14 protein-coding genes are annotated in these 13630 nt (G+C 43.9%); 2 read left to right on the top strand and 12 right to left on the bottom strand.

Features of this window, described 5'->3' with window-relative positions; genetic code table 11:
- Positions 1-39: 39 nt before the first annotated feature.
- The 12 genes from QJS82_RS01555 to ispH form a co-directional block, all read right to left on the bottom strand.
- The gene (locus QJS82_RS01555) at positions 40-351 is read right to left on the bottom strand and encodes a hypothetical protein (RefSeq protein ID WP_201563278.1); all 312 of its coding nucleotides are present in this window, start codon (positions 349-351) and stop codon (positions 40-42) included.
- A gap of 209 nt (positions 352-560) precedes the next feature.
- Positions 561-872: a hypothetical protein gene (locus QJS82_RS01550; RefSeq protein WP_281490998.1), complete on the bottom strand. Its 312-nt coding sequence runs from the start codon at positions 870-872 to the stop codon at positions 561-563.
- A gap of 116 nt (positions 873-988) precedes the next feature.
- Complete coding sequence (locus tag QJS82_RS01545; protein WP_281490997.1) at positions 989-1363, bottom strand: alkaline phosphatase family protein; 375 nt, start codon at positions 1361-1363, stop codon at positions 989-991.
- A gap of 88 nt (positions 1364-1451) precedes the next feature.
- Entirely contained in the window at positions 1452-2141 is a 690-nt protein-coding gene (rpe, locus tag QJS82_RS01540) for a ribulose-phosphate 3-epimerase (RefSeq protein WP_281490996.1), read from the bottom strand.
- A 134-nt stretch (positions 2142-2275) separates the two neighbouring features.
- Positions 2276-2512 carry a TIGR03643 family protein gene (locus tag QJS82_RS13720; protein ID WP_348651560.1) on the bottom strand — a complete coding sequence of 79 codons (237 nt, stop codon included), beginning with the start codon at positions 2510-2512 and terminating at the stop codon, positions 2276-2278.
- A 390-nt stretch (positions 2513-2902) separates the two neighbouring features.
- Positions 2903-3793 carry an S-formylglutathione hydrolase gene (gene fghA, locus QJS82_RS01530; RefSeq protein WP_281490994.1) on the bottom strand — a complete coding sequence of 297 codons (891 nt, stop codon included), beginning with the start codon at positions 3791-3793 and terminating at the stop codon, positions 2903-2905.
- Between the two features lie 102 nt (positions 3794-3895).
- Positions 3896-5356, bottom strand: a complete 1461-nt coding sequence (locus QJS82_RS01525; RefSeq protein ID WP_281490993.1) for a C13 family peptidase — start codon at positions 5354-5356, stop codon at positions 3896-3898.
- A 346-nt stretch (positions 5357-5702) separates the two neighbouring features.
- Positions 5703-7703, bottom strand: coding sequence for a molecular chaperone HtpG (htpG, locus tag QJS82_RS01520; protein ID WP_281490992.1), 2001 nt, complete (start codon positions 7701-7703; stop codon positions 5703-5705).
- Positions 7704-7950: 247 nt separating this feature from the next.
- Positions 7951-9483, bottom strand: coding sequence for a catalase (locus QJS82_RS01515; RefSeq protein WP_281490991.1), 1533 nt, complete (start codon positions 9481-9483; stop codon positions 7951-7953).
- A 405-nt stretch (positions 9484-9888) separates the two neighbouring features.
- Positions 9889-10704: a thioesterase family protein gene (locus tag QJS82_RS01510; protein ID WP_281490990.1), complete on the bottom strand. Its 816-nt coding sequence runs from the start codon at positions 10702-10704 to the stop codon at positions 9889-9891.
- A gap of 109 nt (positions 10705-10813) precedes the next feature.
- Positions 10814-11053: a hypothetical protein gene (locus QJS82_RS01505; RefSeq protein WP_281490989.1), complete on the bottom strand. Its 240-nt coding sequence runs from the start codon at positions 11051-11053 to the stop codon at positions 10814-10816.
- Between the two features lies 1 nt (position 11054).
- Positions 11055-12011, bottom strand: coding sequence for a 4-hydroxy-3-methylbut-2-enyl diphosphate reductase (gene ispH, locus QJS82_RS01500; RefSeq protein WP_281490988.1), 957 nt, complete (start codon positions 12009-12011; stop codon positions 11055-11057).
- A gap of 458 nt (positions 12012-12469) precedes the next feature.
- Here ispH and gmk point away from each other — a divergent pair, with 458 nt between their 5' ends.
- The gene (gene gmk, locus QJS82_RS01495; protein ID WP_281490987.1) at positions 12470-13096 is read left to right on the top strand and encodes a guanylate kinase; all 627 of its coding nucleotides are present in this window, start codon (positions 12470-12472) and stop codon (positions 13094-13096) included.
- Positions 13097-13348: 252 nt separating this feature from the next.
- The gene (gene rpoZ, locus QJS82_RS01490; RefSeq protein WP_201563299.1) at positions 13349-13609 is read left to right on the top strand and encodes a DNA-directed RNA polymerase subunit omega; all 261 of its coding nucleotides are present in this window, start codon (positions 13349-13351) and stop codon (positions 13607-13609) included.
- Positions 13610-13630 lie beyond the last annotated feature (21 nt).

The following is a 13630-nucleotide window of genomic DNA, read 5'->3' as shown; positions in this document are numbered from 1 at the left end:
CAATTTTTTGACCATTTATTCGTTTTAACCAGTGATTCATTAACTATAGTGCGTTGGCTCTTTATCATAGACATGGGCATGCCACTGGCTCATCTGCTTTTGCATAATTACTTGAATCGCAGCATGAATCATATGCTGACCAATCGCTTGCGTATCACTGCCAAGTATTTCTTTGAGCTTTTCAGAAAAATCAATGGTCATGAGTGGCGCTTCATCTTGTTCAGCGTCACGTAATAGTAAGCGACCATCATCTGCTTCTACCAGCTCAAGCGTGGTTTCTTTGGCGAATCCTGCAAACTGATCGCTATTATCACTATCTACTTCTATGTCATTATCAATATCGTATGGCATTCATTTTTTCCTTATTATCCCGTTTTACACCTGTAAAAATGCGGTCATGTTATTCATTAAAGCGCTCGTCTTACAGTCATGCGGGCAAAACTATCTTACTCATACAATGGACGCTTTACGCCTACAATTCAAGGGCTGACGTCCAAGTCTTTTGCATAAACGCCTTTTATCCGTGCCTTTATCGGTGCTCATGCGCCAAAAACTGATGCTTAACGCCAATAGCGCAATTTTGCCAAGGTAAATAAGAAGGCGACGAACATACCAAGATAATAGGTCAGCTTAAGCTCAAGCGTAGGGTCACGGTATTTAAATGGTAAAGCAACGGTGGCGGTAGCGGTCGGTATTATCAGCAGCATGAGCAGCCAATTTTCAAAGACGTGTAGCCAGCCTTGTAGCCCTGTACCGTGACGCAGGTAGGATAAACCTAATAGCAAACAGGCTATAATTAGCGCAATAAATAAACCGTTTGGAAGGTCTTTTGGGAAAATGATATCAGTGATTTTCTTAGAAGAGGTGGTCATACTAGCAAGTGTCCAGTCACGTCATAAAGCGCGACTTATTAATGAGTAGAAATCGATAAATATAATAAAGGCAAAGTTTTAAATCATAAAAATATCAGTATTATGAGGCACTTATATTAGCTATAAGTACCCATTAGCCAAAGGATCGATATACAAGAGGTTAAATAGCCCAAACTAATGGCATTCCAGCTCGCTATATGTAAACCTTTAACCTTATTTAAAATGCGCGAACCTACCCAGAAAAACAGCGGAATACCAATCATAAAGGCAGGTACTATCACCGCCGCATGGCGTAACACCTCTCCAACATCCTCACCAATCAGCAAGCGAAAGCCGTAACCGGCAAGACTTAATATCAAGGCGAACGCCGCCATGCCAATGGTAATACCTTTGGGCACTAAGCTAGGTGATGACAAGCTAGCTTGCTTTGACTCAGGCTCTTTGACAGATTGAGGCGGTACTGGGGCGTTAACGGGCTTTTGCTTATCCATATTTCACCTTTGTATGACTTGTTATTGGTCATGGTTCTATGATTATCACTTTATAGTTATCATTCATTCTGATGGCTACAAAGGGTGATTAGTAGCCATTTGCCAAGGCCAACTCTGCGCGCATGGCATCGATAGCCGCTTTATAATCTTCTTGGTTAAAGATAGCGGAACCGGCGACAAACATATCCGCGCCTGCTTCGGCAATCGCACGGATATTACTGGCTTTGATGCCGCCATCTACTTCTAATCTGATGTCGCGACCACTGGTAATGATACGTTGACGAACTTGGCGGACTTTATCTAAAGTGCCTTCGATAAATGACTGACCACCATAACCAGGATTCACACTCATGAGTAAGATTTGATCAACTTTATCCATGACATAATCTAAATAATGTAGCGGCGTCGCTGGATTTAACACCAAGCCACATTCAGCCCCACCATCTTTGATGAGCTGCAAAGAGCGGTCAATATGGGCGCTGGCTTCTGGATGAAAGGTGATAACACTCGCACCCGCCTCTAAAAACTGCTCAATCATACTATCGACTGGCGACACCATCAGGTGGACATCGATGGGCGCCTCAATACCATAGTCACGTAGCGCCTTACATATCATGCTACCAAACGTTAGATTGGGTACATAATGGTTGTCCATTACGTCAAAATGGATGACATCCGCACCTGATTCTAATACACGCTCTACTTCTTGACCCAGTCTGGCAAAGTCAGCAGATAAAATAGAAGGAGCGATTAGATACGGTTTAGAGGGGCTAATCATAATTGAGCTACCTAATTGAGGTTTGTTTAAAAGTTTAATAAAAAGGTTCTTAATGCATATTGTTCGCATTTAAATAACTGGTTTTAAAGCCCGTGCTTTAAATGACTGACTATTAAATCAATAAAGCTAAATAACTAGCGCAGCTTATATTGGGTTTTGCAATAAGCGCGACCGACATCAAACGGACGCTTGGCTTGATGCTTAGTTGCACGGTTGGTGACACGCTGACGCCATAAGCGAAAAGATGACGGCTTTAGCTCTTGACGCATCAACTTGATGACCGCTGTCTCATCGAGAGCATAGCTATGTTCTATCGCTTCAAACGGCGTCCTGTCTTCCCACGCCATCTCTATCACCCGTGATAGTTGCACGGCATCAAGCTCATTATCGGCAGTTGCAGAAGAAGATTTGTCGTTACTAGCAGCTGGCTTTAGATTGCTTTTTTGCGCAATACTATCTTGCTGCTTATTTTTGACTTGCTGCTTATTTTTGACTTGCTGCTTATTTTTGATAGCAGCAGCCATATCAGCTTGCATAACCGTAAGCAATGATTCGGCTTTTTGCGTTGTATTATTAGCACCCATATTTGCCGACGCTGTCAGACTGTTTATCATAAAACCTTACCTTTAAGCACATTGATTATCCAACCAAGCTCTATTTTATACCAATAACTGCGCTTGGTTAAATAATCAGCGTAACTGTCTGTCAAGTTATATAACGGGCTATCCGTTTAGTTAATAGGCGGTCATCATTTAACCGGCTTAACCCATCTGCGCCATACGCCAGTGATGTTCAATATGGTCATCAATCACTGTCTGAATAAAGTAATAACTGTGGTCGTGACTAGCAAGATAGCGCAATGTCAACGGCTGCTGCGCTTTATTACAAGCTTCTTGGAGCTTAGAGGTTTGCAGTTGCCCTTCTGCTAAGAAGTTATCAGCACCCCCTTGATCGACCAAAATATTGGTGTATTGCTGCCCAACTTCCATAATCAGCTGTGCAGCATCTGCTTGCGCCCATAATGATTTATCATCACCAAAGTATTCTGTATAAGCGGCCTGCCCCCATGCTGATTCACTGGCTGCGCAAACAGGCGATAAGGCGGAGACACTGACAAACTTACTTGGGAACTTAAAGCCCAACAATAACGCGCCATGACCGCCCATCGAGTGCCCAGTGATACCAATACTATCAATCGGAAACTCAGAGCGCAGCAAATCGTATAATTCATCAACGATATAGCTTTGCATATTAAAATGTTCTGACCACGGGGCTTGCGTCGCATCAACATAGTAGCTTGCGCCCTGCCCGACAAAATAACGCTCATCGTTTGGTACATCGTGACCTTCACTGCTTCTAGGAGACGTATCAGGCGCAATAAAAATCATGCCAAGCTCACTACATTTTTGTTGGAAATGCGCCTTATGAGTGACGTTATCGGCATTACAGGTCAAGCCTGAGAGATATAAAAGCGCGGGACAGCGGCGACCGGCAAGCGCTTCATCTGGCAGATAAATACTAAACGTCATCGGCGTTTTGGTCGACGTCGACTCGTGGCTGTAGTAATGCTGCTCTCCATCGAAACAGCGATTGACACTTTTTTGGGTCAACTGGCTACTGGCTGAAAAACTATGGTTATAAGCATTATTCATGAGTAATATCCTTTGTATCTAAGATAAAATAAGCGTTGAGAGTTAATCGGTCATTCGTGATTAATAGTTAATAGTGAGAAATTAGTGTTTAGTAATGAATATTTAATCAATAGCAGCAGGAGCAATATTTACCGGCACATTTGCAGCAGTATCAGCGTTGGTACTATTGGCCATACTAGCAAGCGACGGCCGTGTTTTATCAAACAAGGCTTGCTCAAATGCTGGCAAGGCGGTTTCCATTAAGCTACCAATGACCATTTGCGGCTCTGATGGCTCAAAACCCATATAAAGCTCACGCTCTTTTACGCGGTAAGCGGCGTCTTTAAAGGCATCAGAAAAGCTGGTGTTTTCACGCAAACTTTCGGCAAAGAATGCTTGGCCAAAATAGGTCATCTCAGCGGTATTGGTACAGCCAAACGACATCTTATCAGCAGCGGAGGCGGTAATTACCACCGTCGTTGGAGAGGCCAATTCATCAATAAATGAGCCTGAATAGCACGCGGACACCACGATGACACGCCAGCGAATACCGGAAGCATCTAATGCCTCACGCAGCCAAGTGGCGTCCAAATTGTCCATCGCTAGCGGCGGATTTGATAGATGAATAAAATCTTGATCGCCATGCGATGATAGGGTCATAAATAACACATCTTCATCAGCATTCATCTGCTGACCGATGGTTTTTAAACCGCGCAAGATACTGGTCTTAGTCGCAATAGGTTCATCCAACCACGTGTAATTATTATTTATTAATGCCAGTGAATGCCCGCTGGTACCAAAGCGCACATCGAACAGCTCACGGACTTTATTAATCTCGGAGCGAAAGACGTTTTGATCTGAAAATCCTGCCACGCCCATAAAATACCAGTCGCTTTTACCCGGTATACTGGGGTCAATGCGGTCTAGGGCTTGCTGCAGCAATCTTGGCTGCTCGTATAAGGCCGCCTCTTCTAGTACCGGTTCAACAGGGATTTGCTTAAATATCGGCTGGTCAGCGACATTGCGCTGCCAAATGGTCAATAATGCCACTGCCCCGATGATGACAATAATGCGCTCCCACCAAGGGACCCGCAAGCGCCGAGAGAAAATCCATAACAACGCCAATGTTTGCCATAAAAACAGCACTAAAAATAATATCGGTAAAAGTGAATAGCTCCAACTTGGTAGCCAGCCATAGCTGCCAAAAAACTGCACAAGGCTTTGCAGTAGCGCAGATAAGGTATCGGCGACTAACCACAGCACCACAGGCACAAAAACCAGCGCTTGATTACCGGCGCGGCGTGCCAAAATAATGCCGCCCAACAGAATAATCATCGGCCAAATTAAATAGCTGACCAACCCTTGCTCATTAAAGACGCTACCATTCTCTGCCGCCAACCACGAAAAAAGCACATTACTACCCAGTGCTAATAAGGCGAAGACCGCAAACTGGATAAAGGTAGGTTTTACCCAAGAAAACGCCCGCGTTGACCCTACTAGCATCCATAAGGTTGCAATAATATTGGCAGCGAAATTGAGCGAAAAGCGCTGAAGCGAGACAGTTTTTAACGACGCAAGTGACAAAGACTTAGACCTCTAGCCAGTCGAGAGAAATAACGCAAATCCATGATAATGTATTTTGCTGCGCACAACGTTTAATAGGCTGTTTAATATAATTAACCTACGTTTTTTAGAGAGCTTATTGGCAGCAATTTTATATCTGATTTACGATAAAATGGGTATAGGACGCGAAAAGCGCAACGAAATCGTTTAGCGCGCTAATCTGTCACAATTGTAACGGATTGTCGGTCAAGAGCATAAGGCTGATTTGTAAAAATCGCTTGAAGATTCCTCTAAAAACCTATTAAAAAAGGAGGCCTTAGCATTAAGACCTCCTTTTTTACCAAAACCTTCTATCAAACCTTAAACATTATCTCATCAATAGCTCATTGACGCGTTTTAGATAGGCAGCAGGATCATCTAACTGACCGCCATCCGCCAATAATGCTTGGTCAAAAATCACTTGCGCAAGCTTGTCAAAATCGCCGTCAGACTGCTCGCTACTCTCTAGCTTTTTAATCAGCGGGTGATCAGGGTTGACCTCAAGCGTTGGTTTGCTTTCTGGTACATCTTGACCCATTTGCTTTAACATTTGAATCATTTGTGGCGACAGCTCGCCTTCACCTACCACCAAACAAGCTGGGCTATCGACCAAACGCGTAGACACTTTAACGTCTTTGGCGCGCTCGCCTAGAGCCGCTTTTAACTTATCAACAACAGGCTTCATGGCTTCCACAGCTTTTTCCGCTTCAGCTTTTTCCGCTTCGTCTTGCAAGTCGCCCAAATCAACCGCACCCTTAGCGATATTTTGTAGCGGTGTCTCATCAAATGAGGTTAAGAAGTTCATCGCCCATTCATCGACACGGCTGGTCATCAAAATAACTTCGATGCCTTTTTTCTTAAATAGCTCTAATTGAGGACTATTTTTAGCAGCAGCCAAATTATCAGCCGTTAGATAATAGATGGCTTTTTGACCGTCTTTCATGCGCGCTTTATAGTCTTCAAAGCTGGTCTCAACCTTATCGTTGGTGCTAGTGGCATAACGCAGCAATTTGGCAATACGCTCTTGATTGCCCATGTCTTCGCCAAGACCTTCTTTGATAACATCGCCAAATTCGCTATAGAACTGAGCGAATTTCTCTTGCTTATCGGCATCTTCGCTATTAGCAAGGCTTGCTAGCAAGGTCAAAATACGACGCGCGTTACCATCACGGATAGATTTTACATCACGCGATTCTTGTAAGATTTCACGGCTGACGTTAAGTGGCAAGTCTGCTGAATCGATGACCCCTTTAACAAAACGCAGATACATCGGCAATAACTGTTCAGCTTCATCCATGATAAAGACGCGTTTAACGTAGAGCTTTAGACCGTGCTGCTGCTCACGCGTATATAAATCTACCGGCGCTTTTTTAGGGATATAAAGCAGCTGGGTATATTGCACGCGTCCTTCAACACGGTTGTGCGTCCATGTCAGCGGCGCATCCATGTCATAAGTGATGTTTTTATAAAAATCAACATACTCATCATCTTCAATTTCAGATGCTGAACGTGTCCAAAGCGCGCTGGCTTTATTAATGGTTTCCCATTCGTCAGTCAGTACCATTTGTCCATTGGCAGGCGTGTCACTTCCTTCCTCAACCTCATCTTCTTGCCAAACTTCTTTACGCATCTGAATCGGCAAGCTGATATGGTCTGAGTATTTATTGACCAAACGCTTGATTTTGCCGCGGTCTAAATAATTGTCTTCGCCTGCCGCATACTCTTCTTTTAGATGCAAAGTAATGGCGGTGCCGCGCGTGGCTTTAGTGATAGGCTCAACGGTAAAGCTACCGGTGCCATCTGATACCCAGCGCACGCCTTTATCCGCAGTCTCGCCCGCTTTGCGTGATTCAACGCTGATTGTATCTGCAACGATAAAGCCTGAATAGAAACCAACGCCAAACTGGCCGATTAATTGACCGTCTTGTTTTTGTGATTCAGAGAGTTTGTCTAAAAATGCTTTGGTACCAGATTTAGCAATCGTGCCTAAGTTCTCAATCGCATCGGCTTCGTTCATACCAATACCATTATCGGTAAAGGTAATGGTTTTAGCATCTTCATCAATATCGATACGGATTTTTAACTCGCCATCGTCCTCATAAAGACTGTCATCATTGGTCGCCTCAAAGCGCAACTTATCGCAAGCATCAGAGGCGTTTGAGACCAACTCACGCACAAAAATATCGGCGTTAGAATAGAGCGAATGGGTTACTAAATGCAGCAGCTGCGCCACTTCTGCTTCAAAGGTATGTTTTTTTAATTCAGGGGTGTCTTTATTAACATCAAGGTCATTAGCGTTTCTATTGTCCGCTTGGGTCTGTTCACTCATAAAAACTCCTATTATTGTTACCAAAAATGCTGTTGCCAGCACACATAAATCGCAAATTTTCAAATACCAACAGTGTCGCCAATCTGCTTAATAAGACTGGGCTGTAAATACTGTTAGGCTGCTTAATCAGATAGGGGCACGGGCGAAAATTTCAAGCTCGAACAAGCCAAAAATAGTTATTAGTCATAAAAAAACCGCCCTAGTTTCCTAGAGCGGTACTTTTAAATCAATTGTTATAATTTGCAGTCTATAGACAGCTAGGCAAATCGCGTGCGGGATCAGACTCGCGCGCTACTATCGCATCTTCCACAGTCAATCCTAATGCCTTGGCAACACCTTCACCATACGCAGGGTCACACCAGTTACAGTTGCGGATATGACGATACTTAATAAAATCTAACGCATCACCCATCGCTCTTGCGGTATTATCAAACAGTGCCTGCTTTTGCTCATCGTTCATCAGATTGAATAAAGCACGTGGCTGACTGAAGTAATCATTTGAGTCTTCACGGAAATCATAGTGATCCGCATAGCCATCAATCTTGAGTGGCGGCTCAGCATACTGAGGTTGATCTTGCCATTGGCTAAAGCTGTTTGGCGTGTAATGTGGTCGACCGCCGTAGTTGTCGCCTATTCTACCTTCACCATCGCGGTGATTGCTGGTGACCGGACAACGTGGTTTGTTCACTGGAATCTGCTTATGATTGACCCCGACACGATAACGCTGGGCATCTGCATAGCTAAACAAGCGGGCTTGGAGCATACGATCTGGTGAGGCACTGATACCAGGTACTAGATTGTTCGGCGCAAATGCTGCTTGTTCTACGTCTAAGAAATAATTGTCCGAATTTCTATTGAGTTCGAACTCGCCGACTTCAATCAGTGGATAGTCGCCTTTTGGCCAGACTTTGCTCAAATCAAACGGATGGTACGGAACGGTATCGGCTTCTTCTTCTGGCATGATTTGTACGTACATTTTCCATTTCGGGAAATCGCCATTCTCAATAGCTTCAAACAAGTCTTTTTGATGGCTTTCACGATCCATACCGACGAGCGCTTCGGCTTCGGCATCGGTTAGGTTTTTGATACCCTGTTGGGTAACGAAGTGGAATTTGACCCAAAAGCGCTCATTGTCGTTATTGATAAAGCTATAGGTATGCGAGCCAAAGCCATGCATGTGTCTATACGATGCTGGCAGACCACGATCGCTCATGGTAATGGTAACCTGGTGTAGCGATTCTGGCAATAACGTCCAAAAATCCCAGTTGTTGGTCGCTGAACGCATATTGGTACGTGGATCGCGCTTAACCGCTTTGTTCAAATCTGGAAACTTGCGTGGGTCACGGACAAAGAATACTGGCGTGTTGTTACCGACCAAATCCCAAATACCTTCATCGGTATAAAACTTCAAAGCAAAACCACGAATATCACGCTCAGCGTCAGCCGCGCCGCGCTCGCCTGCGACTGTACTAAAACGCGCAAACATCTCACTCTGCTTGCCAACGTCGCTAAAAATATCAGCACGAGTATATTTGGTGATATCGTTGGTTACGGTAAATGTACCAAACGCGCCAGAACCCTTAGCATGCATACGACGCTCTGGAATAACTTCACGGTTTAAATCGGCCAGCTTTTCATTCAACCATAAATCTTCTGCCAAAAGCGGTCCACGTTTGCCAGCGGTTTTACTGTTCTCATTATCAACAACAGGGGCACCATTGCTCATCGTTAATTGGGTTGGTGCGTAGGGACATTTTTTATCGCTCATATCGTTGCTCATAGTCATACTCCTTTGAAAAAAAATGGATGAAAACACAAAATCTATTCTGAATAAGCTTCTAACAATAAATCTAGAATAGCGGTCAGTTTGTTCGAAAAATAATGATTCTTTTTCATAATAACCTGTCAGTGTAGTGACGTTGTCGTGTTTGTCGACTTATTAGCCACCATTACAACCGATTGGCATTGATTTGTATAATTAATTAACCACATGCTTTTGTTTTATTTTTCAGAACCACTTAGAGTGTTTTTTATCCAAACAGCTTCATTGCCTAAAGACACTTTTAATAATAGCAGCACGGCTACTAGCTCAATATCGCACCTTCAAAGCGAATTGATTATGTTCAATGATAATAAATTGAATCGCACATAATCAAATAGTGCTTAATGAAATAGCGGCGAGCCTTTAGCGCGGCATCGGACGAATGGTCAAGATTTGCTCGCTACGACCAAATGGACCATGTATATCATGCAACACGGCGCTAGTCAGCCCGATGCCATCATTGCCGTATTGTTGCATGGCTTCGATACCAAGCCATTTACCTGTTGGGATGCGATGCATATGGATTTGTAAATCCGTATTGGGAAACATCCACTCTAACTGCGATAACCCAAGACCGAGGCGTGGCACCACGCCATTAGCGGTATCGACCATACCTAGTAGATGCACCAAATCATCAGTAGGCACGCCCTCCACCATCTCGACATCGTTGGTTATCCATACCATGCCACGACCAGGACGTCGGTCTGGATCAGCCACTAAGCGCACGCTTTCGATAAAACCACCCGGCCAACCTTTCATATCTTCCCAAACCGGCAATTCTTCAGGTTGATACCGAGCTTTTTGATCCTCAAGTCCTGCAATCTCACTGGTATCTTGGGTCATAAGACGCCATGCACGCGCAATAATCGCATCACGGCCGCGACTGCTCATGACCGCTTCAATCAGCTCAATGGTCTTACCCGGACGGATACAACGGGTGGTAATCGTAAAATCATCAAGCGGAATCAAGCCTAAAATATCTAGGCTAATACGGGCAATACGGGTGTTGGCTTGCGGTGCATAGCCTTGGAGCTCCGCTGTCAGCAATCCTGTCGCTGGTGCCATATGCTGCTCATGCTCATTCCAAGCGCCTTGTGCATGCTTGGTGGGCTGATAATGAGCGACGCTGACGCCGCCTTCTTGCTGTTCGCGTTTGATAAAATGATAATAAGCTGACATGAACATCCTTAACCTTTAATTCAATCTTTCTCGTTTATTCAGTACTTTTGACCGCTGTGAGAAGTCAATGTTGTTATAAATATGGTTAAACTTAGCTTGCCTGTATAACTTATTTGGTAAGCTCTTGTTTTCTCATCGTTAGCAGCGTGCGACTTTTGGCCATTACAAATAGAAAAAAAGCCATAATGGCAATAAGCGCACCATATAGTAGGCTGTAATCTCTCATAAACTGCGCGATATTCATAAAAAGCACCAATATCAGCATGACAATGGTAAAAACATTGATTCTCAATTGCTTATTAATCTCATCAAGCGACGCCTCTGCCAAGACAAACTTCTGCTTTTTCATGTTATTTACCTACTTGCGTGACCGGAATACGTAAGGCTTTTGGCAAACTAAAAGTAACGTTTTCCTCGATACCTGACAGCTCACTTGGTAAATCGCCGCCCCAATCTTGCAGCTGCTGGAGTACTTCTTGAATCAATACCTCAGGCGCTGACGCCCCAGCGGTCACACCGACGCTTTGTATCCCATCAAACCAACGTCTATCCATTTCGGTGGCGTTATCAATCAGATAAGCACGGCAATCCATACGCTCGGCCAATTCACGCAAACGGTTAGAGTTGGACGAGTTTGGCGAACCAACCACTAAGACCACTTCACAGCGACCGGCTAAATCTTTGACCGCATCTTGACGGTTTTGGGTGGCATAGCAGATATCGTCTTTACGCGGGCCTTGGATACTCGGGAATTTTTCACGCAATGCATCGATAACGCGCGCGGTATCATCCATCGATAAGGTTGTTTGGGTCACAAAAGCTAAGTGCTCAGCATTTTGTACAGTTAGTGCTTCGACATCGGTTTCATTTTCGACTAAATGAATCTGTCCACCGTGGCGACGATTAAAGCGCCCCATGGTGCCTTCTACTTCAGGATGTCCTGCATGACCGATCAATACCGCATCCATACCGTCTTGAGCAAATTTCGCCACTTCAATATGTACCTTGGTAACGAGCGGACAAGTCGCATCAAATACCGTTAAGTCACGGCGCTGTGCTTCATCTTCCACCGCCTTTGAGACGCCATGAGCTGAGAAAATAACGATTGAGCCATCGGGTACTTCATGCAGCTCTTCAATAAACACCGCACCGCGATTGGCCAAATCAGACACCACAAATTTATTATGGACGACTTCATGACGCACATAGATGGGTGGCTCAAAACGTGTCAATGCTTCGTTCACTATCGCAATCGCGCGATCTACACCAGCACAAAATCCACGTGGATTGGCAAGATAAATTTGCATAAGAGGGCCTATCATTAGATAATTTATAGTTAAAGCTAAATATCAAACAGCTTCACATTAAAAACGGAGATAAAATCAATGCTCTACTTTAGCATAATTTGCTTTTATTGCCTTTGAAAATAGCCATGTTTTAAATTAACAATACATTGGCTAAAGCGCCTTTTCATTTAGAAATCACTTCAGAACAACAGATAAGTAATGAAAAGCTTGCGCTAAATAAAATAAAAGCCCTAAAAGCAGTTTATAATAAGGCATCGATTACCATTCAATATAAGTTTCTAGCGCCATACCTGATGGCGTTTTTTATTTTTACCAGTTTTTAGCCATTTACTAAGACAGTTTTGGGTCTTTTAGCAGTACAGATTTTTACTAGCCTAGATTTTGCTAAGACATGCTTTATTAGAGCAGATTGCATCAGAGCAAACTCCATTAGGAAACACTTCATTAGGAAATACCGTATGACAGGTTCATTATTTATTATTACCGCCGCTTCGGGTACAGGCAAGACTTCACTGGTAAAGCAGTTATTGGCTACTACCAATGACTTGACTGTCAGCGTGTCGCACACCACGCGCGCCCCGCGTCCCGGTGAGCTTGATGGTCATCATTACCATTTTACCGATGTTGATAAATTCGTGACCGCCATCGGTGAGGGCAAGTTTTTAGAACATGCCGAAGTGTTTGGCAATTATTATGGTACCTCAGAGCAAAGCGTACGCACGCAGTTAGAAGCCGGCGTCGATGTCATCTTAGAGATTGATTGGCAAGGGGCGCTACAAGTGAAAAAAATCTTCACAGACGCGACGATGATTTTTATCTTGCCGCCAAGTATTGCGACTTTACGTCAACGTCTATCGACGCGCGCGCAAGATACGATAGAGGTCATCGAGCAGCGTTTGGCAGGCGCAGTCACTGAGATGGCACAATATGTACATTTTGATTTTGTGATTATTAATGATAATTTTGAAGTGGCATTGACTGAGCTCAAAGCCGTTATCGTTGCTGATAGACAGACGCTTAAACGCCAACAGCAGCGTTACCATCGCACCATTACCAACTTACTGAGTACTAAAGTAGAAGAGTAGCCAAAAGAAAAGGGAAAGAGAAAGAGAAAGAGAAAGAGGAATGCTAAAGTCGCATTATTCATTATTCGTCCTCTTATCTGGGCATTGCACGCGGCGTCGTAGATATAAGTAGCAGCCGATATAAAAAGCAACCACGCGCTTAAACAAAAAATGCTATAATGCCTAGCTATCCCCCTTTTGTATTTTTGATATTATTTTTATTGAGTGACGGACAAGCTCCGTGACTAATAAAAACAACCGAGGTAGCTATTTATGGCACGAGTGACGATTGAAGATTGTTTGGATAATGTTGATAATCGCTTTGAGCTGGTATTGGTCGCAAGCAAGCGCGCCCGTCAGTTGGCCAAAGGTATTGCTGAACCGTTGGTTGACGTTGATAACGACAAGCCTACTGTATTGGCCTTGCGTGAAATTGCTGCGGGCAAAATCACCCGTGACATTTTAAATCAGCCAGATCATAACTTTGCTACAAGCTCATTAGATTTAGCATTATCAGGCGATCATAGCTTCTAATAAGGCTTTATTAGCCAGCTT

This window comes from Psychrobacter maritimus (assembly GCF_029953575.1).
Classification (GTDB): domain Bacteria; phylum Pseudomonadota; class Gammaproteobacteria; order Pseudomonadales; family Moraxellaceae; genus Psychrobacter; species Psychrobacter maritimus.
The sequence above is the reverse complement of the archived record's forward strand: the minus strand, read 5'-3'. Positions and strand labels throughout refer to the sequence as shown.

Coding starts and splice junctions, on each gene's coding strand:
- QJS82_RS01555 (WP_201563278.1), bottom strand. CDS start 351: ATGCCATACGATATTGATAATGACATAGAAGTAGATAGTGATAATAGC.
- QJS82_RS01550 (WP_281490998.1), bottom strand. CDS start 872: ATGACCACCTCTTCTAAGAAAATCACTGATATCATTTTCCCAAAAGAC.
- QJS82_RS01545 (WP_281490997.1), bottom strand. CDS start 1,363: ATGGATAAGCAAAAGCCCGTTAACGCCCCAGTACCGCCTCAATCTGTC.
- rpe (WP_281490996.1), bottom strand. CDS start 2,141: ATGATTAGCCCCTCTAAACCGTATCTAATCGCTCCTTCTATTTTATCT.
- fghA (WP_281490994.1), bottom strand. CDS start 3,793: ATGAATAATGCTTATAACCATAGTTTTTCAGCCAGTAGCCAGTTGACC.
- htpG (WP_281490992.1), bottom strand. CDS start 7,703: ATGAGTGAACAGACCCAAGCGGACAATAGAAACGCTAATGACCTTGAT.
- QJS82_RS01515 (WP_281490991.1), bottom strand. CDS start 9,483: ATGAGCAACGATATGAGCGATAAAAAATGTCCCTACGCACCAACCCAA.
- QJS82_RS01510 (WP_281490990.1), bottom strand. CDS start 10,704: ATGTCAGCTTATTATCATTTTATCAAACGCGAACAGCAAGAAGGCGGC.
- QJS82_RS01505 (WP_281490989.1), bottom strand. CDS start 11,053: ATGAAAAAGCAGAAGTTTGTCTTGGCAGAGGCGTCGCTTGATGAGATT.
- ispH (WP_281490988.1), bottom strand. CDS start 12,011: ATGCAAATTTATCTTGCCAATCCACGTGGATTTTGTGCTGGTGTAGAT.
- gmk (WP_281490987.1), top strand. CDS start 12,470: ATGACAGGTTCATTATTTATTATTACCGCCGCTTCGGGTACAGGCAAG.
- rpoZ (WP_201563299.1), top strand. CDS start 13,349: ATGGCACGAGTGACGATTGAAGATTGTTTGGATAATGTTGATAATCGC.